Source organism: Bartonella sp. M0192, from assembly GCF_016102305.1.
Taxonomy (GTDB): Bacteria; Pseudomonadota; Alphaproteobacteria; order Rhizobiales; family Rhizobiaceae; genus Bartonella; species Bartonella apihabitans.
On record NZ_JACFOU010000001.1, the window covers coordinates 748,846 to 769,022 of the forward strand.

Annotated in this window: 17 protein-coding genes and 2 tRNA genes; 6 read left to right on the plus strand and 13 right to left on the minus strand. The window is 40.5% G+C overall.

Features of this window, described 5'->3' with window-relative positions; all coding sequences use genetic code 11:
- Positions 1-8: 8 nt before the first annotated feature.
- Positions 9-659: an amino acid ABC transporter permease gene (locus H3S82_RS03270; protein WP_198232960.1), complete on the plus strand. Its 651-nt coding sequence runs from the start codon at positions 9-11 to the stop codon at positions 657-659.
- Positions 652-1,374 carry an amino acid ABC transporter ATP-binding protein gene (locus H3S82_RS03275; RefSeq protein ID WP_198232959.1) on the plus strand — a complete coding sequence of 241 codons (723 nt, stop codon included), beginning with the start codon at positions 652-654 and terminating at the stop codon, positions 1,372-1,374. The genes H3S82_RS03270 and H3S82_RS03275 overlap by 8 nt, the downstream gene beginning before the upstream one ends.
- Positions 1,375-1,907: 533 nt before the next feature.
- On the opposite strand, the gene H3S82_RS11370 is transcribed toward H3S82_RS03275, so the two are convergent.
- From H3S82_RS11370 to dusB, 9 genes are all read right to left on the minus strand, one after another.
- Entirely contained in the window at positions 1,908-2,045 is a 138-nt protein-coding gene (locus tag H3S82_RS11370; protein ID WP_370541208.1) for a hypothetical protein, read from the minus strand.
- 15 nt (positions 2,046-2,060) lie between these two features.
- Positions 2,061-2,255, minus strand: coding sequence for an antibiotic biosynthesis monooxygenase (locus tag H3S82_RS11375; RefSeq protein ID WP_370541209.1), 195 nt, complete (start codon positions 2,253-2,255; stop codon positions 2,061-2,063).
- Positions 2,256-3,082: 827 nt separating this feature from the next.
- The gene (locus H3S82_RS03285; protein ID WP_198232958.1) at positions 3,083-4,294 is read right to left on the minus strand and encodes an MFS transporter; all 1,212 of its coding nucleotides are present in this window, start codon (positions 4,292-4,294) and stop codon (positions 3,083-3,085) included.
- Entirely contained in the window at positions 4,294-6,342 is a 2,049-nt protein-coding gene (locus H3S82_RS03290) for a TonB-dependent receptor (RefSeq protein ID WP_198232957.1), read from the minus strand. The genes H3S82_RS03285 and H3S82_RS03290 overlap by 1 nt, the downstream gene beginning before the upstream one ends.
- A gap of 216 nt (positions 6,343-6,558) precedes the next feature.
- On the minus strand, positions 6,559-7,488 hold the full coding sequence (locus H3S82_RS03295) for an AraC family transcriptional regulator (RefSeq protein WP_198232956.1): 930 nt from the start codon (positions 7,486-7,488) through the stop codon (positions 6,559-6,561).
- A gap of 831 nt (positions 7,489-8,319) precedes the next feature.
- Positions 8,320-8,409 (minus strand) — tRNA-Ser (locus H3S82_RS03300).
- A gap of 73 nt (positions 8,410-8,482) precedes the next feature.
- The gene (gene ntrC, locus H3S82_RS03305) at positions 8,483-9,940 is read right to left on the minus strand and encodes a nitrogen regulation protein NR(I) (protein WP_198232955.1); all 1,458 of its coding nucleotides are present in this window, start codon (positions 9,938-9,940) and stop codon (positions 8,483-8,485) included.
- Positions 9,937-11,067, minus strand: coding sequence for a nitrogen regulation protein NR(II) (locus tag H3S82_RS03310; RefSeq protein ID WP_198237112.1), 1,131 nt, complete (start codon positions 11,065-11,067; stop codon positions 9,937-9,939). Before H3S82_RS03310 ends, ntrC begins: the two co-directional genes overlap by 4 nt.
- Before the next feature lie 2 nt (positions 11,068-11,069).
- Positions 11,070-12,056 carry a tRNA dihydrouridine synthase DusB gene (gene dusB / locus H3S82_RS03315; RefSeq protein ID WP_198233305.1) on the minus strand — a complete coding sequence of 329 codons (987 nt, stop codon included), beginning with the start codon at positions 12,054-12,056 and terminating at the stop codon, positions 11,070-11,072.
- A gap of 268 nt (positions 12,057-12,324) precedes the next feature.
- Between dusB and gstA the strand changes: the two genes are divergently transcribed.
- Both gstA and H3S82_RS03325 read left to right on the plus strand, forming a co-directional pair.
- Positions 12,325-12,927, plus strand: coding sequence for a glutathione transferase GstA (gstA, locus tag H3S82_RS03320; RefSeq protein ID WP_198233306.1), 603 nt, complete (start codon positions 12,325-12,327; stop codon positions 12,925-12,927).
- Positions 12,928-13,397: 470 nt separating this feature from the next.
- Positions 13,398-13,487, plus strand: a tRNA-Ser gene (locus H3S82_RS03325).
- Between the two features lie 533 nt (positions 13,488-14,020).
- On the opposite strand, the gene H3S82_RS03330 is transcribed toward H3S82_RS03325, so the two are convergent.
- Both H3S82_RS03330 and H3S82_RS03335 read right to left on the minus strand, forming a co-directional pair.
- On the minus strand, positions 14,021-14,164 hold the full coding sequence (locus tag H3S82_RS03330; RefSeq protein ID WP_198237160.1) for a hypothetical protein: 144 nt from the start codon (positions 14,162-14,164) through the stop codon (positions 14,021-14,023).
- A gap of 458 nt (positions 14,165-14,622) precedes the next feature.
- Positions 14,623-15,084 carry an Lrp/AsnC family transcriptional regulator gene (locus H3S82_RS03335; protein WP_198233307.1) on the minus strand — a complete coding sequence of 154 codons (462 nt, stop codon included), beginning with the start codon at positions 15,082-15,084 and terminating at the stop codon, positions 14,623-14,625.
- 231 nt (positions 15,085-15,315) lie between these two features.
- On the opposite strand from H3S82_RS03335, the gene H3S82_RS03340 reads away from it, so the two are divergent.
- Positions 15,316-16,380, plus strand: coding sequence for an ornithine cyclodeaminase (locus H3S82_RS03340; protein WP_198233328.1), 1,065 nt, complete (start codon positions 15,316-15,318; stop codon positions 16,378-16,380).
- Between the two features lie 152 nt (positions 16,381-16,532).
- Positions 16,533-17,468, plus strand: a complete 936-nt coding sequence (gene ctlX, locus H3S82_RS03345; protein WP_198233308.1) for a citrulline utilization hydrolase CtlX — start codon at positions 16,533-16,535, stop codon at positions 17,466-17,468.
- Between the two features lie 130 nt (positions 17,469-17,598).
- Here the strand turns inward: ctlX and H3S82_RS03350 are convergent, their stop codons facing one another.
- Together H3S82_RS03350 and H3S82_RS03355 are read right to left on the minus strand one after the other, a co-directional pair.
- Positions 17,599-19,269, minus strand: coding sequence for a M20/M25/M40 family metallo-hydrolase (locus H3S82_RS03350; RefSeq protein ID WP_198233309.1), 1,671 nt, complete (start codon positions 19,267-19,269; stop codon positions 17,599-17,601).
- A gap of 153 nt (positions 19,270-19,422) precedes the next feature.
- On the minus strand, positions 19,423-20,172 hold the full coding sequence (locus H3S82_RS03355) for an amino acid ABC transporter ATP-binding protein (protein ID WP_198233329.1): 750 nt from the start codon (positions 20,170-20,172) through the stop codon (positions 19,423-19,425).
- Positions 20,173-20,177: the final 5 nt, after the last annotated feature.

Genomic DNA, 20,177 nt, shown 5'->3' on the forward strand with positions numbered 1-20,177 from the left:
AGGGACAGATGTTTACAACAAAACTTACCTGGAGCGATCTTGTCTATCTTTCAAATGGTGCTCTTGTCACAATAGAATTGACTGTGGCGGCAATGGCTATCGGTACGGCTTTAGGAATTATATTCGGTTTCATTCGCGCTGGAATGCCGAGAATATCCATGCCTCTAGCCTGGTTTCTGGATATTCCCCGTTGTGTACCTTTGCCAATACAATTTGTCTTGTTCAATTCTTTCAAGACGGTTATCGGCATAAAATGGAGTGCTTTTACAGTCGCCTGCTTTGTACTTGGCCTTTACACGGCTTCTTACTGTACCGAAGTTGTGCGGGGAGGCATTTTGGCGGTGCCGGGAAATTTGCGTAGAGCGAGCCGTTCTCTTGGTTTGAGCTGGTGGCAGGATGTCTTTTATATTGTCATACCGCTTGCGGTCAGAGTAGGCTTTTCCGGTTGGCTCAATCTTACCCTTTCGGTCATGAAAGATACCTCTCTGGTTTTCTGGATAGGAATTATCGAGCTGCTCCGCGCTTCCCAACAATTGAATATCAGATTGAACGAGCCATTCGTAATCTTCTTTCTGGCAGGCGTTTTTTATTACGTCATTAGTTGGGTCGTTTCCAACATTGGTTCGCGTTTTGAAAATAAATGGGTGATAAATGATTGAGATTGATAATGTTCATAAATCCTTTGGTGCCTTAAAGGTTCTCAAAGGCGTTTCAATGACTGTTAACAAGGGTGAAGTTGTTTCCGTTATCGGCGGTTCGGGATCAGGAAAGTCGACATTGTTGATGTGTATTAATGGTCTCGAAAAAATTGATAGCGGCGCGATTAAAGTCGACGGTACGGATGTATTTTCTCCATCGACCAATCTTGACAAATTAAGACAGAAAATCGGCATTGTTTTTCAACAATGGAATGCATTCCCACATTTGACTGTTATAGAGAATGTTTCATTGGCTCCTCGTAAAGTCTTGAAAATGTCAAAAGAACAGGCAAGGGAAATTGCCATCAAACAGTTAGAACATGTCGGTTTGGGTAAAAAACTTGATGTGTATCCGAATAAATTGTCCGGTGGACAACAACAGCGTATGGCGATTGCCCGTGCACTTGCCATGTCTCCGGATTATATGCTTTTTGATGAGGCGACCTCCGCTCTTGACCCGCAACTAGTTGGTGAGGTTTTGGACACTATGCGCCTGCTTGCAGAAGAAGGAATGACAATGGTTCTTGTTACCCATGAAATTTCCTTTGCAAGAGATGTTTCGAACCGCGTGGCGTTTTTCCACCAAGGACAAATCCACGAAATCGGTACGCCCGACGAGGTCATCAGAAATCCACAACGTCCGGAAACAGTCGCTTTTCTCCAGTCTGTTCGCTAATGATAATATAAAGATATGTTTGAAAAAACATATCTATTGTCACCGGAAAGAATTCATCTTTTACGAAAAATTTGGCTTGCGAAAAACATCAAGTCGAAAGTAAAATTTTTATTTTATGTTAAAATAATGTCTATATTCATGTGTGAACTATATTTTATTGTTTTTAAAACAATTTATATTTTTATTTTCATTAAAACCGGAAAAATTAAATTATTATGATTAATATTTTATCTGTTGATTTTAAATTGAAAATAAACCGGAAAAAATATTTTTATAATTTGAAATGTAAAGTATTTTCAGTCACCTATATTTTTCTGTAATCGTCTTTATCCTTTAACATTATCTCTTGCAGTAAATGGGAGAGACAAGCTTAGAGATGCATAGAGCATGACTTTAAGGGCAGTCAATTTAAATTGAGAAGCCTTTGATCAAAGCTTTGTCTTGTCATTTGTCCATTTTGTAACCCTTCTGCAAAACAAGGCAAGGTTCACCATCAAAAATTCGATGTTAAATCGAAATCGAACATGGATTAGTCAATTTTGTGTTCCTACTTTGTCAAAACTGTAGTCACGTTCCACTTTTGCAACGCGAATGACGCAATGCGAGTAAAATATTTCCCGACCGAGTTTCGGGGCAAGTTTATGGTCGACATTTGCTTTCCAAGCTTTCATGCTCGCTTCATCTTTCTAGAACGAATTGGTAATGCCAAAACCATCATCGCCACGGGCACTTTCAGCGCCAAGACAACCCGGTTGCTGAAACGCCAGTTCTTCCATTGCCTTCGCCATTTCTGCGTAACCATTATCTCCTTCTGTTCTTCGGGAAGAAAAAGCAACAATGTAATAGGGCGGATTGGGCGTTTCCGAAAAATACTTCGTCATTTGAATTTTCCATAATGCTAATAATTTGTAATATGTGAAATCTCTTGTTGATACTTTTCACTATCATTTATTTCGCCAAAAATGGAAGCTGCTGCTTCTTTATTTTTGACCGTTATGACGTTTGTCCTTTTTGTGACTAAAAAGGAATTTAAGTAAGGTTCAGAACATTAATCTTTTTACCCTCAAGCGGCGAAAATTGTTCAGGAATAGAGATGTTCATGTTCATGGCAGTCGTATATGATTTCTGTCAATACGACCATTGGAGAAGTTTTTAGCCGCAGCTCTGGAATGCGAACTCAATAAAGAATGAAGAATGGAAGTTCTTTTGGGAAACATGATCTATATTTAAAGAATTGATGTCAAACGGTTTTTACAACATAAGATCCGTTTGATTCCAATTCTACTTTGAGATTGCGGAACTTCATTTTCCATCCAAGGTAATCAAGTAAAAGAGCAAGTACAGACTACCGAAAAATTTTCCGTTCTGGTCGCAGCGTGCTTTATTGACGGATTGTGCATTTTCTTTTCCGGGTTGAAATGCAATTGCTTTGAACTTTTCTGCCTTTATTCAATGTGGCTCATGCTGTTAGCTATCCAAAGCGGAAAGCTTGCTTTAGACCCGTCAGTTTATTCCAAATCCTGTTTTTCTTCATTTTTTCTCATTACAGCTCATAACAGCTTGATCAAACGGGCGCCGCAATTTGTTTTTTGTGAGGCATTCTGATAGTGAAATGTGTTGCAAGCAGCAAAAATGTTATTTGATATTATTAAGGTTGATTTTGTTAACAAAAATACGGTGCGCCTGCATTTTTCCTAACGTTTTTCCGTTATATTTTTTTAAATAAAACAAATGCTATCCAGCATAAAAATATGAGACCGAGAATAGGTGAAATCAAAAAAGTTGTTTTAAAGCCCAAGTGAGCGGTAATCTGACCGGCAATAATAGCAGCAATACTATTTGTCCAGCTTTCCATGCATTGCGTAGCTGTGAAATCGGTTCCAGCCTGTTTTAATGATGACCAATGCATGAACAGGGTAAAAAATGCTACATATGAAATGCCACTTGCCAAACCGCTAATAAAGCTGACCACTAAAACGGAAATTAGGGATATCTGCGGTAAAAGAGCTAGAAACCACCAAAAAAATAAACTTAATGCAGCAATCGAACTTGAAAAGACAGCTACTTTTTTCGCGTTGAACGCCCGTGTTAGCCACCCTCCGATAATGCCTCCGACAACAATAGTTGTCGAGGCAGCAACGCCTGTTACATTGCCGACGTCAATTAACGAGAAGCCCCTATCGATCAAAAAGGGACCTGTCATGGTCGAAGTTAGGGTATTCGAAAAATAAAACAGACCTGCTACAGATAAAATATAAAAAACATCTTTACGTTGCAATAATTTACGTAGACTTGGCGTGTAACGTTTTATCTCTACTGGCGGTTTAGGGCTTGAACTCTTCACAAGAAATACCGGAATGATGCTGAGAAGTGTTATAAGCATGATCATCGCAATAGTCGCAGACCATCCACTATAGGTGAAAATAAACAAGGTAACAGAACCGCCAAGTAACATGCCTAAAGCGAACCCACTGATTTGCAAACCATTTGCCCAGGCTAGGTCAGGACCTTTCAATAATTCGATTACCCAGCCATCTGTTGCTATGTCTTGAGTGGCACATACGAGATTGATCAAAAATATAACCGACAATAAAACGCCGGTTGAAGAAGTTATAAAACTTATAATTATAAGAAAAGAATAGAGAATAATTGTAAGCAGTTGAGCCAATATAATGAAATAACGGCGGCCACCTATATGTTTATTGCTAAATCGGTCGATGAAGGGCGCCCAAAAGATTTTGAGTGACCAAGGCAATATAACAAGTCCTATCATACCGATAGAGTCAGCGGAAATGCCCAGATTACGCAATATTGCAGGTAAAGCGAGAAAAGCGAGCCCCATAGGTATGCCTTGAGTCAAATAAAGCGTACCTATTGCAGTAAGAGTAAGGCCTGCATTGGTTCGTTGAGCAACTGTCATTAGAAGCGGGCTTTCAGTGTTACGCCAATCATACGTGATTGCCCGGCTACAGCTACATTACTGGCAAATGGACTATTTTCAAAGTCACGATACCCGAAGGCGCGATAATCTTTATCAAAGAGATTTTTAACGAACAAGGTTGACGAAAAACCATTTTTTTCGACACCAATCCGTAGATTGACCAGCCCGTATCCTTCCTGTTCCAATTTATTGTCCACGTCAAAATATTGGTTACCGATAAAGTGGTATTCAGCTCGCATAAAAGCATCGAAAGGAAGTGACTGAAGCGCCCATCTATATTGTCCTGCAACACCGGCTGTCATTGAGGGCGTATTTACTAATTTATTACCGGCAAGATTTTTACCGGTAGAACCGATAAATGTGTCATATTCACCGCTAATTATCCCTAGATAACCGGACAGATCCAGCCCCACGATTGGCTGCCAGTCCGCTTCAAGTTCGATACCCTTGCTATGTGAACGTCCGGCATTAACAATTTGCACAATATTGGCACCAACCAATGAGCTGACTTGCTGGTCTTTCCAATCAATGTAATATATTGAGCTATTCAGTGTCAGCTTTTTGTCAAACCATTGTGTTTTCAATCCGGCTTCATAATTCCATAAATATTCCGGATCAAAAGCACGATCTGCCGCGATACGATTGTAACCCCCCGATTTTGCTCCCCTGACCGCCGATATATAAACGAGCTTTTCATCGTCAAAGCGATAGGCAATACGATATTTCGGGGTTGCCATGTTAAAGCTTGCTGATTGATCAAAAGAATTATTCGTTAAAAGGGCGTGTTTTTCATCAGAAACACGTATACCCGTGGTCAGGTCAAGTCCTCCTACAATGTTCCAGGTAACTTCACCAAAACCGGCAATTTCTCTACGTTTATAATGGGATGCATTTAAAGAAGGGGAACCGAATGCATGCACATTGAAAAGATAATCATAATCACTGCTTTCATTTAGAAAAAAACTGCCAACCAGCCAACTTAGTCGGTCAATCTCACCTTTTAAACGAAATTCCTGGCTGATTTGGTGACCTTTTTCGTCGGACGTCGTGTCTCCTCCACCCATCGTGGAAACAATATGGTTATAATTCAAATCCTGATCTGCAGATAAATCATAATGTTGAAAACCGGTAATTGCTATGAGTTGCATTTTTTCAAAATCATAAGTGACGTTCGCATTCATATTTTGGCTGTCACGCACTTCTTTATTGGGAGGAGAAATATCAAGAACACGTTTTTTATATTGATCGAATGGTTGATAGGCATAACTGCCCTGATTAACGCGTTCAATTGATCCGCTTAAAACGATAGAAAGCTGATTGTCGGGTTTATAATGGATGGATCCTGAGCCGGTATACGTCTCGAGACCATCTATAGTACCTGAAGAGTCGAGATAATCTGTATATCCATTACGATGGGAATAATCAAAAAATAAGGTGCTAGTTAAATCTTTTCCGGTTATTGGGCCACCGAACCATATGCTTCCCTGCCGCTGTCCCAGATTACCAACTGTTGATTCAACATCGAATTCAGATTTGTCACCCGGTTTCCGGCTGGTCAGGTTAATCACGCCGGCAGCTGTGTTATGACCAAAAAGGGTTCCCTGAGGGCCACGAAGAATCTCGATATTTTCAATATTTCCCAACCTTTGGCTGAATTCGGCTGTTGTTAAAGGAACTCCATCAAGGTAGATACCGAGAGAACTGTTGAAATAATTTGTTCGAATTGTATTACCGATGCCGCGTATGGTATTTACCGTAAAACGCTGGGACCCTTGATCATTCAAAACGACATTGGGTGTTGTGTTGGCGATATCTTTTATATTCTGAAGCCCTTCATCTTCAACGTCCTGACGAGAAATCTGGGTGATACTTGCCGGCGTTTTTTGACTTTTATATTTATTTTTTTCTCCCTCGATTACGATAGTCTCAAGCTCTGTTGCGGTTTGTGCAAAACTTTGAGAAGTGGTCGCAAGAGCAGATATGCCCGCTAATAAAATATATTTACATTTATAAGAAAAACAAAACATGATAGTTTTTATCCAGTTATTTTTCTTAATCTATGATAAATAATTGCAAAAAGTGCCAGAGGGGAAATTTAGCGTTCAGCCAAAAAACTTTTTTGATCCGCTCAAAAACGCGCAGTCATAGATCGTGAATGAAGCGAAGTTAATTTTTACACATCCGCAATAGAAAATGCTGGCAATATATTCCTGCGTTCGGGGAATACAAAATTAACATTATAGTTATTTGTCATTTTGCAATAAAAGCCGTGGGGGATAACCATAATGCCGGCGGAACAAAGTCGAGAAATGTGCAGGTGTATAACCGATCTTATATGCAATTTGTGAAATCGACATTTTGTTTTCACGCAACATTTGCCGCGCATATTCAAGGCGTTGATGTTGGAGAAATTCGACGATTGACATTGAAAAAACTTTTCTGAAACCGGCTGTTAAACGTGAGGTGCTAATGCCAACTTGACGTGACAATTGAGCCAAACTAGGTGGTTCGGAGAGTGATGCAATTAAAATATCACGTATATGCATAAAACGTTCTATTTCATGATGAGGAATGAATTTATCATTATCAGTCAGACTGCATGGTTTTAAAAAAAGATTTTCGAAAGCAAGTGCGAGAAACTCGAAACTTTTCCCTTCAAAATAAAGCGAGCGTAAACCATTTTCATAAGAACAATTATGAATTTCATGGCAAAATCGTATCAACTGCTCATCAGGCATAAAGCATTGAAGATCGTTATTTTGTTGATCATTGTTCTGCAAAAGTTCGCGATTTGTAATATCATGATGTTGTTTTTCCAACTGCAGCAGAGCTTGTTGAGGGATATGCAAGAATGTGCCCCTTATTTCCTCATCAGCAGAGATAGAATGGTGCGTTGTCATGGGGTCTGATGCTTTAAGAAAATAACCGAATTGACGGTTGAACGATGAAATGCTCCCTTTGTTGAATTCGAATTTCATTCTTCCCTCAATAACTCCAACATATAAGCCTGCTTGAGTAGAAGACATCCATTGGGTGTCATCGGGCATAACAATTCTGGTCTTTGATAACGACCAGCCTTCATGATTTTTAAATGTTTCATGAATGCAGCCGATATTTTTTGTGATAATAGAAAAACTTTGATCTTTGATTTGCAAACTACCGCCGCTCCGCATAGTAGAAATCCCTGTTTGAGCATTCGTGATTAGAAATTTTTAATTCTTTTTGAAATCGTTCCGGTAAGGGAATTGGAAAACCAATGTCGCTTTGGCGATTATTTTATAAGTATCGGGAGTGAACAAACTGGATCCTTTCAATTGTTTCTGAACTTGCTTAAATGCATTTGCATAGCGGCAATCCGTTCAGTGACAATAATCAGCTTTTGTGAGGTTGCTGATATCCCGCAGGGTTGATTTTCGATATTTATCTTGAACTTTTTGGTATAGAATTGCAAGATCCGGAAAAACCCGGTTTCGCATCAGTTTTTAGAAAGAGAAAAGAACTCTAATCAAAACGGCAATAACAGCGGGATTGGTAGTTGATAGAAATTCATAGCGTGCAGCACTATTCGTTTTGTTGTCCATCTGGATAGTGATATTTTATAATTCCGTTTTTGGGAAAAAATTCAGATTTAATCCGCTATCAAATTGGCTTTAAAATCATTGAGAAAACATGGTTGTTTCGTGCGTTACGAAAATGGAAGAGCTTGTCTATTGTGGGATAGTGTCCAAGGCCATTTGTAATTTTTCGTGAAACCGAGAGAGTGGCTCCGGCTTTATTCGCTCTATTGTTACGCTTTAACATACCACCGGGAAAAATATGGGAGGTGTCCCCTATGCCATTGTTTCAAATTGTCCAAGACCGCTCCATTTAATTTGTTAGCAATATAATTGGTTACTGTCTTTTATCGTCCCTTATGATGCCGTTTGCTTCCAGGTTTTATTGGGAGGTGAAAAAACTATAAAAAAGTTCGATTTATTGATTTAAAACTGTTTTTTGTTGAAATATGGCGGAGGGGGTGGGATTCGAACCCACGGTACAGTCGCCTGCACGCCGGTTTTCAAGACCGGTGCCTTAAACCGCTCGGCCACCCCTCCAAAAAGGATGCGCAAGTCTTTACAAGGTTCTGGCTAAAGGTCAATCACTTATTTGAATTTTTTTGAGCCAAATTCAATTTGTCCGGGTTCCTTTATAGATGTTCACTTTCAGATCGCGCACTTTTTTGCGCAAGGTGTTGCGATTAAGCCCCAATAATTCTGCGGCCTTGATCTGGTTACCCTTTGTTGCTGTGAGGCAGGCAAGAATAAGCGGGTATTCGACTTCTTCCAAAACCCTGTGATAAAGCCCTGCGGGTGGCAATTCTTCACCAAATGATGCAAAATATTTCTGCATATTCATTTCGACTGCTTCGGCAATTGTGACATTATCATTAACAGAAGCCGGATTATGAGAATCATGATTTCCGGTCTCGTTTTTTAATTCTGTTTCGATAACATCAACCGCGATTTCTTCTTGCGGATAAAGAGCGGCAAGTCTGCGTACAAGATTTTCCAATTCCCTGACATTGCCGGGCCAGGAATAGCGGCGTAACAGATCAAGCCCCTCATTACTGATATGTTTCAAAGGTAAACCGTCATCAGTTGCCATTTTGAAGAAATGACGCACGAGATCGGGAATATCGTCAGCTCTTTCACGTAAAGCGGGAATGCGCAAGGGTACAACATTAAGTCTATAAAACAGATCCTCGCGGAATTGTCCCTGATTGATAAGCTGATGCAAATCCTTGTTGGTTGCAGCAACAATTCTGACATCGGTTTTGATTGGCGTTCTTCCGCCAACGGTCATATATTCGCCCTGTTGCAGGACACGTAAGAGGCGGGTTTGCGCGTCCATGGGCATGTCGCCAATCTCGTCAAGGAACAATGTGCCACCATTGGCTTGTTCAAAACGCCCGCTTGAACGCGTATTGGCACCGGTAAAGGCACCTTTTTCATGACCGAATAATTCTGATTCAATGAGATCTTTGGGAATTGCCGCCATATTGATTGCAACAAAGGGGCCTTTTCTGCGTCTGCCATATTCGTGAAGTGCACGTGCGACAAGCTCTTTTCCTGTTCCTGACTCGCCGGTAATCATCACGGTAAGGTCAGTCTGCATCATGCGGGCAAGAATACGATAGATTTCCTGCATCGCAGATGAACGCCCGACAAGCGGCATCGTGTCGCTCGTTTCGTCAGATTTTTGTTTTTCATTTTCGGGGCGGGGTTCAACCATAGCCCGTCCGACAATATTGATCAGCTCCGACAGATCGAACGGTTTTGGCAGATAATCGTAGGCACCGGCTTCCGAAGCTTTGATTGCGGTCATAAAAGTGTTTTGTGCACTCATGACAATGACGGGAATTTCCGGACGTGCCTTTTTGATGCGGGGTATAAGATCAAATGCGTTTTCGTCCGGCATAACGACATCGGTAATGACAAGATCCCCATCGCCATTGGCAATCCAACGCCATAGCATTGCTGCATTCGGTGCCACCCGCACATCATAGCCGGCTCGCGAGAGCGCCTGGTTGAGAACAGTGCGGATTGCCGCGTCGTCATCGGCAACAAGTATCATCCCTTTGGTCATTGGCTTTCTCCGCTTGACTTTTGTTCTGTCTCTTCCGGCCGCCACATGGGCAAGAGAACACGAAATGTCGTCTTTCCAGGCTGTGACTCGCATTCAACGACCCCGCCATGGTCGTTCACAAGTTTTGCAACAAGCGCAAGTCCGAGGCCGGATCCATTCGGTTTACTGGTGATGAACGGGTCAAAAAGATTTTCCTGAATGTCTTTGGGAACACCCGGACCATTATCTTCGACACAGAATTCCATAGGCAATGTGACTTTATCATGCCGCCCTTGTACAGAAAGCTTGATGCCTGGCCGATAGGAGGAGGTAAGCGTAATTGTCGGGTCTTTTACATTTTCCAGCGCTTCTGTCGCGTTTTTAACAAGATTAAGGAAAATCTGGATAAGCTGGTCGCGGTTGGCATAGACCGGTGGCAGTGACGGATCATATTTTTCAATAAATTTGATCTTTTTTGCAAAACCGCTTTGTGCCAGCCTTTTTACGTGATCAAGCACTGTATGAATATTAACCGGAAAACGTTCGATAGGACGTTCATCAGAGAATACTTCCATACGGTCGACCAGAGCAACGATACGATCTGTTTCATCGGTAATCAAACGTGTGAGTTGCCGGTCATCATCACTGACGACACTTTCAAGAAGTTGCGCAGCACCACGAATACCAGAAAGCGGGTTTTTTATTTCATGGGCAAGCATTGAAGCAAGACCGGTCACCGAACGGGCAGCTCCTCTATGGGTCATCTGCCGGTCGAGCTTTTCGGCCATGGATTTTTCCTGAAACAACACAACCACACTTCCCGGTATTTCCGGTAGTGGTTGAACAAAAATGTCGACAAGCTTGTCATAACCGAGTTTTGGTGATGATAAATCGACATGATATTCATTGACCGGTTTGGGTTTTTCTCGAACCTGATTGATAAGCGAAAGAAGAGGGCTGCCAAAGGGTAAGAATGTTTCAAGCCTGTTTCGTGCCAACACAGAAGAGCTTGCTTTGAAGAATTGTTCGGCATCGGCATTGGCATAGGCGATACTATTATCCTTGTCGACAAGAATAACCGGATGTCGGACAGCATCGAGCACCAGTCTTGCAATATTTTGTTCCAAATTTTTTGCTTTTTGTTGCATCGTCAGGCTGCCTTTTCCGGATTACCCAAATCTCTCGAAAATATTGAATTGAGCAGTGTCAAAACGTGTTCCGGCTTGCGTGCGGTCACAAGATCCTGCCGTTCTTCGCTGCTATAGAAGCCCTTGGCGTGTTTGTTCAAATACCAGTCAAGATGTTTTCGGGCGTGACGCACGCCGGTATTTTCGCCATAGTAATCGAGCATTGCGCGATAATGGTCGCAAATATAATGGCCGAGATTCTGGCAGAAGGGGTGGCCAGCGATCTCTCCTGCCAACCACGGTGCACCATAGCATGCCCGCCCGATCATGACTGCATCGGCGCCGGAACGACGCAGGCATTCTTCGGCTTCCTTAAGATTGCCAATGTCGCCATTTGCTACCATCGGAATCGAAATAACATCGCGAACTTTTTTCAAAGCATCCCAATCGGCTTGACCGTTATAAAATTGCATTCTGGTGCGGCCATGCACGGTAATCATGGAAATACCGGCTTCTTCAGCCATTTTTGCCAGTTCCGGCGCGTTGATTGTTGTTTTATCCCAACCAAGCCTCATTTTAAGAGAAACGGGAATTTTTGCTACCTTTAAAACCGCTTCGATCAAGGACATAGCAAGTTTCAAGTCACGCATAAGGGCAGCACCGGAATATCCGCCGATAACCTTTTTGGCCGGACACCCCATATTGATATCAATCATATCGGCATGGTTATCCTGAACAATTTCGGTTGCTCTTGCCATCCATTCCGGTTCGCGACCGGCAAGCTGTACAACATGTTGTGGAAGACCCTTGCCATTTATGCGCATTTGGCTTTCAACCGCGCCGGAACATAATTCCGCACTTGCCACCATTTCGGAAACCACCATGCCGGCACCGGCGCTCCAACTTCTCTGGCGGAAAGGCAAATCGCTCACACCGGACATAGGAGCAAGAAAAACACGGTTTCTAAACTCGATATTGCCAACTTTGAGAGGTGTGGAAAGAAAGATCAATCACTTATGCCTTTTTGTTGTGCAATTTTAAAAACGCCTAATCTTTTACCATTTTATGAATAAAAGGCAATGCTATGTGGATAATTTCGCTGTAAAAATCGGCTTTTATCTATAGAAAATAATGACATGAAAAAACGGGGTAATAAATATAAATTGAAATGCGCAAACGAATTGGACATTGTAAAATAAAAAAAGCTTATTGAAAAAATCGAAAAGCTGTATCAATTTTGGGCTATAAGACCGCAATATTTTTGAAGGGATAGAGATTATGAAATTGTATTTTGCCCCTGGTGCTTGTTCACTCTCTCCACATATCGTAGCGCTGGAAGCCGGAATTCCGATCAAACTCGAAAAGGTTGATTTGGCCAAAAAGAAAACGGCGAGTGGCAAAGATTATCTGACGGTTACGAAAAAAGGCTATGTTCCGGCACTGGAACTTGATGACGGCCGCGTTATTACAGAAGGTACTGCTATTGTTCAATATCTGGCCGATCTCAAGCCTGAAAAGAATTTGGCCGAAAAACCGGGTACTTACGAGCGGGCAAAAGTACAGGAATGGCTGAATTATATTGCGACCGAACTTCACAAAGGTTTTGGACCGCTTTTCCATCCTGGTTCAGAGGAAGAAAAAAAGGCTGCCAAAGCAAAGCTTATTGAACGGTTGACCTATGCTGAAAAACAGCTTGAAAATTCCCAGTTTATTGCAGGCGATCATTTCACTGTTGCCGATGCTTATCTTTTCACAATCCTGACATGGTGCAAGTTTGTGGGGATTGATCTTCTCGATATGCCGGCTTTGTCGTCTTATATGGAAAAGATCAATAATCGCGATAGCGTCAAAAAGGCTTTTGCCGACGAAAAGGCAGCCTGAAACACGATTAAAATAGGCAGGTAATAATCGCAAAAGCGAATAAATATCCCGCGCAACTTATTGCAAGAGTTTTCATTATTCAATAGTTTTCAAGGGGAAGAAAAGCCTGCTTTTGACTGAATGTCTGGCAGGCTTTTCATTTGGCAGATTTGCCCTTTCCATAATATCCTGTTTCATAAGAAATTTACGGAATGCCGAACATGCACGTTCGTCAGATTTTAAAAATTATTGAAAAACGGTATTATTGCTAAATTATTGTTGCTCTGCCTTCAGCATTTGATGAAGCAGTTCCGGTTCAGCAATGGGGACGAGTTATAAGGTTTTCACGTATTAGGACATTTCGTTAGGACACTCTTCGGCTGTCTGTTGCCAATATCTCTGCAGACAATGATGAATGAGTGACTTTTTCCTGTATGAAATGAAGTTTCCTCTTGAACTCGGAGTCTTTCCCGTTATATTGCAGCCTCGCTGGAGAGGTGGCCGAGTGGTTGAAGGCGCACGCCTGGAACGCGTGTATACGGGCAACCGTATCAAGGGTTCGAATCCCTTTCTCTCCGCCATTGCAATCAAAGAAATCGTATAAAACAATAAGTAATGGCGCTTTTGTGTTTTTTATCCCCCAACTCACCCCCCCAATCAAACTAGGAAGCAGTGATACCATATAGAGCAATGTGGGATAATAATCAGTTGATATAGCTAACGAAACAAAACTACATGGGACGGTCTGGGACAATCCGAAACAATAACAAAGGTGACGTTCTCTCCGCCATTAAGACACGATGATCTTACCGTAGTTTCTTATATCCCATATAACACAACAAGGTTTCAAAGAGCTCGATTCTATCTTTTTCTTAAGAGATTTATTTGCCGCTATTATTTTGGCTTTTAATGTGCTCCGTTTCCGAGTGCATTTTTGCGGTGAGGATCGGACATTTTATGTGTATTTCAAAAATACAGGAAATTAACAGCGAAATTTTTGCTGTGTGCAAATGACATCCAATCTCACGCAATGGCTTTAACCATTCAAGAGCAGATTTTATGAATAAAGCCAGTAAATTTTAAAATCTTAGGTAAATCAGGCGATATATTTAAGTCAGGCATAAAGGATAATGGTGCTTTCGCCTGAACAGCTTTTGTCTATCGCATGAAGAGAAGTTCTTTTGCCCCAATCAGGCAATGTTTTATAACGGACAAGTTTATCCACAGTCAGGTTAATGGGGGTGATTACCTTTGACAATTGCTTTTTAAATCTTTGGCGATAAAAAATGCCAATGGAGTGTGTGAGTGGATCTAACTCTCCTTTATATTTTGTTGGTTGGTTATTGAAGCAAACGTCTAACCTTGTTTCATATCATTGAGCTATTGATGTGCTTTGATAAGCTTCCTGATAAGGGCTTGATTATGTTCTTGCGATGCTCTCACGAGCTTTGGCCAATAATGAGCTTTTATTCAATATCGCAATTCCGGTAGAATAGTGCCCATTCACTCAGCACCGCGTTTCTCAAAACAATATCTTCATGTTTTATGACATATATTGTCGCTAGTTCACCATGTGTTCAAGTCATGATATAGACGCATATAAGCAACAACTTGATCAACCCGATTAAAAAAATTAAGATAGTAAATATAAATATAGAATCTAATATGTATTTTATTTATAATTAAATTTATATGACAATATAATTCTATCTTTATTCAACTTACACTACTCAATAAAATGCTTGTTTCACTGTTCAAAACGCCATCTATGGCACGAATTTCACCTAAAACCCGATCAAATTCAGCCAAATTATCGGTAGTGATGCTCGCTACAATATCCCAATTGCCATTTGTTGTATGTAAAGTTTGAATTGCTGCTATTCCCCGCAATTGACGTATAACTTGATTGGTTGACTTACCAACAACTTCAATAAGCATGATTGAATGTATTGCATTATCATCATAATCAGCCCGAACCCGAATAGTGAAATTGGAGATAGTGCCATTATCAACCATTCGATCAAGCCGGTTTTGAACAGTCCCACGCGAGACTTTCAAAATATCGGCCAATTTTGCTAATGATGCGCGGCCGTCTTGTCTCAATAAAGCAATCAAACGTTTGTCAAGTTCATCAGGGATGTATTTTGAATGACTGTAACTTGCTTTATCTTTAGCCATTTTGATAATCCGTGTATAACAATTGATAAAAATATATTTAATTTTTATAATAATTTATCATTTTTTACAAATATTTTTTACTTTATAAATGACAAGGCATTCTATCGACTCATGAGGGTACACAGTTTGATTGAATGCAAATGAAAGATGTTCGGTAAAGTTTTGTGCCCATGCACAAAGCATTATTTATTTTTAAAAACATAAATAAGTTTATCAAAATGAGGAGTTATGATGAACAAAATTGCCCCTTCGAGTAAAGCGTTGGTTCCTTTTGTAAGTGTTGATCATATGATGCAACTCGTACATCATATTGGTCTTGAAACCCTTTTAAAAGAATTATACCAAACAATAGAAGAAGATTTTAAACGATGGGAAAGTTTTGATAAAACTCCACGTGTTGCTAGCCACTCCGAAGAAGGCGTCATCGAACTTATGCCCACTTCCGATGGTGATATTTATGGCTTTAAATATGTAAATGGTCACCCTAAAAATATTAAAGCAGGTTTACAAACTGTAGCAGGTTTTGGTTTGCTTGCTGACGTTGCGACTGGTTATCCGTTACTACTGACCGAGATGACACTTTTAACCGCGTTACGTACAGCCGCAACCTCTGCATTGGCAACGCGTTATCTGGCTCCTAAAGGTGCAACAACTCTTGCTATGATAGGCAATGGTGCACAATCAGAGTTCCAGGCTCTGGCATTAAAAGCTATTTGCGGAGTAAAGAATGTGCACCTTTATGACATTGACCAACGAGCAACACAAAAGGCATATCGGAATTTAAAGAATAGTGGCTTGAATATTATTGCTTGTGATAGCGCACAAAAAGCTGTCGATGGCGCCCAAATTATCACGACCTGTACGGCAGACAAGCAATATGCAACAATTTTAACGGACAATATGATTGGCGAGGGGGTTCATATCAACGCTATTGGCGGTGATTGTCCCGGTAAAACAGAGTTACACAAAGATATTTTGTTGCGCGCCAATACATTTGTAGAATATCCTCCTCAAACACGTATTGAAGGTGAAATTCAACAAATGGATAAAGACTATCCGGTAACCGAACTATGGAAGGTCATTACCGGTAAAGCCAAAGGACGTGAGAACAACCGCCAAATTACACTGTTTGATAGCGTTGGCTTCGCAATCGAAGATTTTTCAGCACTTCGTTATGTTTACAACAAAATCAAAAACACAAAGTTTTTCGAAAATCTGGATATTCTGGCAGATCCGGATGATGCACGTGATTTGTTTGGCATGTTGCAACGCGCCAATCCATCACAAACACATTGATAATGAAATAGGTTTTCTGACAACAAATAGGCGATTTTGCTTGTGATGTCAGAAGCTTATCATTTTATGCATAGTGCTGAAATATGCTCGACTATTAGCATATTTCAAATGGTTGTTATGGTTGAAAAATATGAAATGTGATAGGATCTACTATGGCACGTAAGCAATCTTCTTCTATTCAGGCACCCAACACTGTAGTTATGGTACGTCCTCATCATTTCACAGTTAATACGCAAACAGCCGTTGATAATAGCTTTCAAATTGAAGCATCATTAAACACAGATTTGGCATCTAAAGCATTCAATGAAATAACCAAAGCGTCGGATTGTCTACGTGAAAAAGGCATAAGAGTTCATCTTTACGAAGATACGGGGGATAAAACGCCTGATTCAGTTTTTCCAAACAATTGGTTTTCTACCCATGCAGGTGGCTCCATTGCTATCTATCCTATGAAAGCGCAAAACCGAAGACTTGAACGTCGTTATGATATTATTGAAGACCTGAAAACCAATTATCGTGTTCAAGAAGTCATTGACTATTCAGGTTTGGAACCTGATGGATTATTTTTAGAGGGCACAGGAGCTATGGTGCTCGATCATATTGACCGTGTTGCATATGCCGTTCAATCTGACCGAACAAACCCCATTGCACTTGAACGATTTTGCACTCAATTTAACTATGAACCTATGACATTCAATGCCGTCGATAAATATAATACCCCAATTTATCACACCAATGTCCTGATGTGCATTGCCACAGAATTTGTATTAATTGGCCTTGAAATGATTAGTGATAAAGCACGAGCAAATGAAATCAACTTACGTTTTGAACAATCCGGTCGTAAAATAATTGCATTAACGCCTGACCAAATTCATCAATTCGCTGGCAATGCAATAGAACTAACAGGTACAGATGGCCGATATCTTGCCTTGTCTAAAACAGCTTATGATTCATTAACTGACGAGCAAATTACTACTATAGAAGAAAGTGCCACACCGTTGGTTCTTGAAATCCCGACAGTCGAGCGAGCAGGCGGATCAGTGCGTTGTACCATTGCCGGTATTCATTTATCTTCACGTCAAAAATAGCGGTTCTAAGATAAAATAATAAATAATTTAATTAATAGTGTAATGTTTTTTATATATATAACCGTATTTATTATCATCAATAACTATTTCAAATAAATACGGTTTTCATATTTTAATTTTTAAAGAAGCGTTATTTTAGAATTTCTTTCGAGATACGCAATAAAAGCTCTGGTAATTGGTTAAATGCATAAGGTGCATAAACACGTTCAAGTTTTTGATGAAACTCGCGTCCCCATGGTCCAATATTGACCACAGGAAAACTAAGACTTTGCTCAGGAGGAATATCCTGTAAACGCGTAATTGGCGTATTTGAAGCAATCAAGGCATTCTTGTTTGCCTTTTGCCCTAAAAAGCTCATGTCAGAGATGCCTTGAAAATATGGTTTCCATACCAGTACTTGATCCAAAATATTTTGGTAAGGTTCTGAAGCTCTATTAATTGCGTCAAAAAAATTCTTATCCTTACGGATTGAAGGATCGAGATGGCTTGAAGGGTAATGTAAACCTGCAAACCCGATGACAACCATCGGGCCACTCACCTTGGCCAGATTAATGAGCCAGTCCGTAAGCAATCGACTTACCGTCAGCGGGTTATCAATATGATCAAGTTCTGCCTGTTTATTTTTATACAATATATCAAAGCTATCTCCAGTGATATCTTTTGCATGCCGAACCAGAGTGGCATAATCCATAATAACCGGCTTTGGTGGTAGCGCACCGGATTTCTTATTGACCATTGCACTAAATTTTTCAGCCTGTTCTTTGAAGTCGAGAATAGCTTGTGTCACACAACTTTCTACAGCCTTTCTAAAACGATCGAACAAAGTTTCAGCCGTGATAGAATGATAAAGCCAATTAAAAGCTAACCAAAACCGCTCTGGTGTGGTTACTTCATAAGACTCTCTCAAATCTCTGGCTTCAAGACATATAGGTGAGGGGGAGACATCCTCCTTATCTTTATCAGCTAAAGCTGCATTGGCTTCAAAATAGGATAAAATTTTTGCTCCCATCGCTAAAGCACTTACGCCTTCATAAGGATAGCTTGCATGAGAGCTACAGCCAATGACAAAGGCAAATGGCAATAATTTACCGATCGTGCCAGCATAAATTGCGCGACCATCCTTTCCATCACCTTGATCCGATGTGACGTCAATATTAACAGCCCCCACAATATCAAGATCATTTTCTTTAACGAAATGGCTTAGGCTTGCTCTTAATGAGCGCATACCGCGGCTTTCACGCTCTTCATCAGGTGTTGCAACGAAAAGAATATTACCTACCCGATCAGGATTAGCTAAAAAATCTTCAATACACTTCATTCCGGCTGCTAGACCACTTTTCATGTCCAACATGCCTCGTCCGGGTAAAAAATTGCCTGTAAGTAAATCTTGATAAGCGCATTCTTCCTGTTCTGATCGTTGTTTTGTTGAAAGTGTCTCTATTAATGCATATGCGAGCTTCTCGCTTTCACAAGCCAAGCTTTTTAATTCATGATAATTTTCGATTGAAACAGTATCAAAATGTCCGGCTAATATGAGAGTGTCACGGCCTGTACCTCTTGCAAGAGCCAAAACATTATAGGTGAGTGGATTTCCATGACTCGGTGTTTTTATAACATTTTGCGGGTTTTGAGAAAAATAAGGAATAGTCTTTATCAAGCTTATAAGTTTATCAGCAAATTCGGCTTCACCGATACTGCCTGTTTCGCTGTTCCATGCAACCAATTGGGTCGCCAAATCAGAACATTTATTTTTAAAAAATTTAATATTACGAACTTTATTGGTATTTTTTAATTCCGGCATTTTAACCTCTAACGACATTGGCATATTAAAAATGTATTTACATTGAGATCGAAGCTAACCAACTGTAGAAGAATATGAGCGACGACGTGGTTCAAACTTTGATAATCGTCTATAGTAAGAGAAGATCTATTTTAATTTTTGTTTCTACTCGCATCAGTTTGCTTCTAGATGCTTACGTAAAAACTCTTTGGTTCGGTCTTCTTTCGGTTTTTTTAGCACTTCATCAGGCGTTCCTTGTTCAACAATAACACCTCCGTCCATAAAAACGACATGGTCGGAAACTTCATAAGCAAAACGCATTTCATGTGTAACGATCATCATTGTCATATGCTCTGAAGCAAGCTGCTTCATAACCTGATTAACTTCTTCGACCAATTCTGGATCAAGAGCTGACGTTGCTTCATCAAACAACATAGCTTTAGGTTGCATCGCAAGTGCACGAGCAATAGCGACACGTTGTTTTTGCCCGCCGGATAACTGCGAAGGGTATGAATTACCCCTATCTGCAAGCCCCACTTTTTTTAAAAGCTTATAAGCAATTTCTTCGGCTTCCTGCTTGGACTTTTTTTTCAATATGCGAGGTCCAATAGTGATATTATGTAAAACACTTAAATGGGGAAATAAGTTAAACTGCTGAAAAACCATGCCAATTTCTTGGCGCATATGATTCAAATGCTTCTCGAAAGCATGTCCTTTAAGCGGAAGGTTTACTTGTTCGCCGTCAAACCATATTTCACCTTGCGATATTGTTTCCAATAAATTAACCGATCGCAACAAGGTACTTTTGCCAGAACCGCTCGGACCAATTATTGAGACGATTTTTCCACGATCAACGCTAAAATTAATCCCCTTTAAGACTTCAAGAGAACCATATGATTTATGAATATTGCGAAGCTCAATCATTGGGC

Coding starts and splice junctions, on each gene's coding strand:
- gstA (WP_198233306.1), top strand. CDS start 12,325: ATGAAATTGTATTTTGCCCCTGGTGCTTGTTCACTCTCTCCACATATC.
- H3S82_RS03340 (WP_198233328.1), top strand. CDS start 15,316: ATGAACAAAATTGCCCCTTCGAGTAAAGCGTTGGTTCCTTTTGTAAGT.
- H3S82_RS03350 (WP_198233309.1), bottom strand. CDS start 19,269: ATGCCGGAATTAAAAAATACCAATAAAGTTCGTAATATTAAATTTTTT.
- H3S82_RS11375 (WP_370541209.1), bottom strand. CDS start 2,255: ATGACGAAGTATTTTTCGGAAACGCCCAATCCGCCCTATTACATTGTT.
- H3S82_RS03270 (WP_198232960.1), top strand. CDS start 9: ATGTTTACAACAAAACTTACCTGGAGCGATCTTGTCTATCTTTCAAAT.
- ctlX (WP_198233308.1), top strand. CDS start 16,533: ATGGCACGTAAGCAATCTTCTTCTATTCAGGCACCCAACACTGTAGTT.
- H3S82_RS03355 (WP_198233329.1), bottom strand. CDS start 20,172: ATGATTGAGCTTCGCAATATTCATAAATCATATGGTTCTCTTGAAGTC.
- ntrC (WP_198232955.1), bottom strand. CDS start 9,940: ATGACCAAAGGGATGATACTTGTTGCCGATGACGACGCGGCAATCCGC.
- H3S82_RS03290 (WP_198232957.1), bottom strand. CDS start 6,342: ATGTTTTGTTTTTCTTATAAATGTAAATATATTTTATTAGCGGGCATA.
- H3S82_RS03275 (WP_198232959.1), top strand. CDS start 652: ATGATTGAGATTGATAATGTTCATAAATCCTTTGGTGCCTTAAAGGTT.
- H3S82_RS11370 (WP_370541208.1), bottom strand. CDS start 2,045: ATGAAAGCTTGGAAAGCAAATGTCGACCATAAACTTGCCCCGAAACTC.
- H3S82_RS03285 (WP_198232958.1), bottom strand. CDS start 4,294: ATGACAGTTGCTCAACGAACCAATGCAGGCCTTACTCTTACTGCAATA.
- H3S82_RS03335 (WP_198233307.1), bottom strand. CDS start 15,084: ATGGCTAAAGATAAAGCAAGTTACAGTCATTCAAAATACATCCCTGAT.
- H3S82_RS03295 (WP_198232956.1), bottom strand. CDS start 7,488: ATGCGGAGCGGCGGTAGTTTGCAAATCAAAGATCAAAGTTTTTCTATT.
- H3S82_RS03310 (WP_198237112.1), bottom strand. CDS start 11,067: ATGCAACAAAAAGCAAAAAATTTGGAACAAAATATTGCAAGACTGGTG.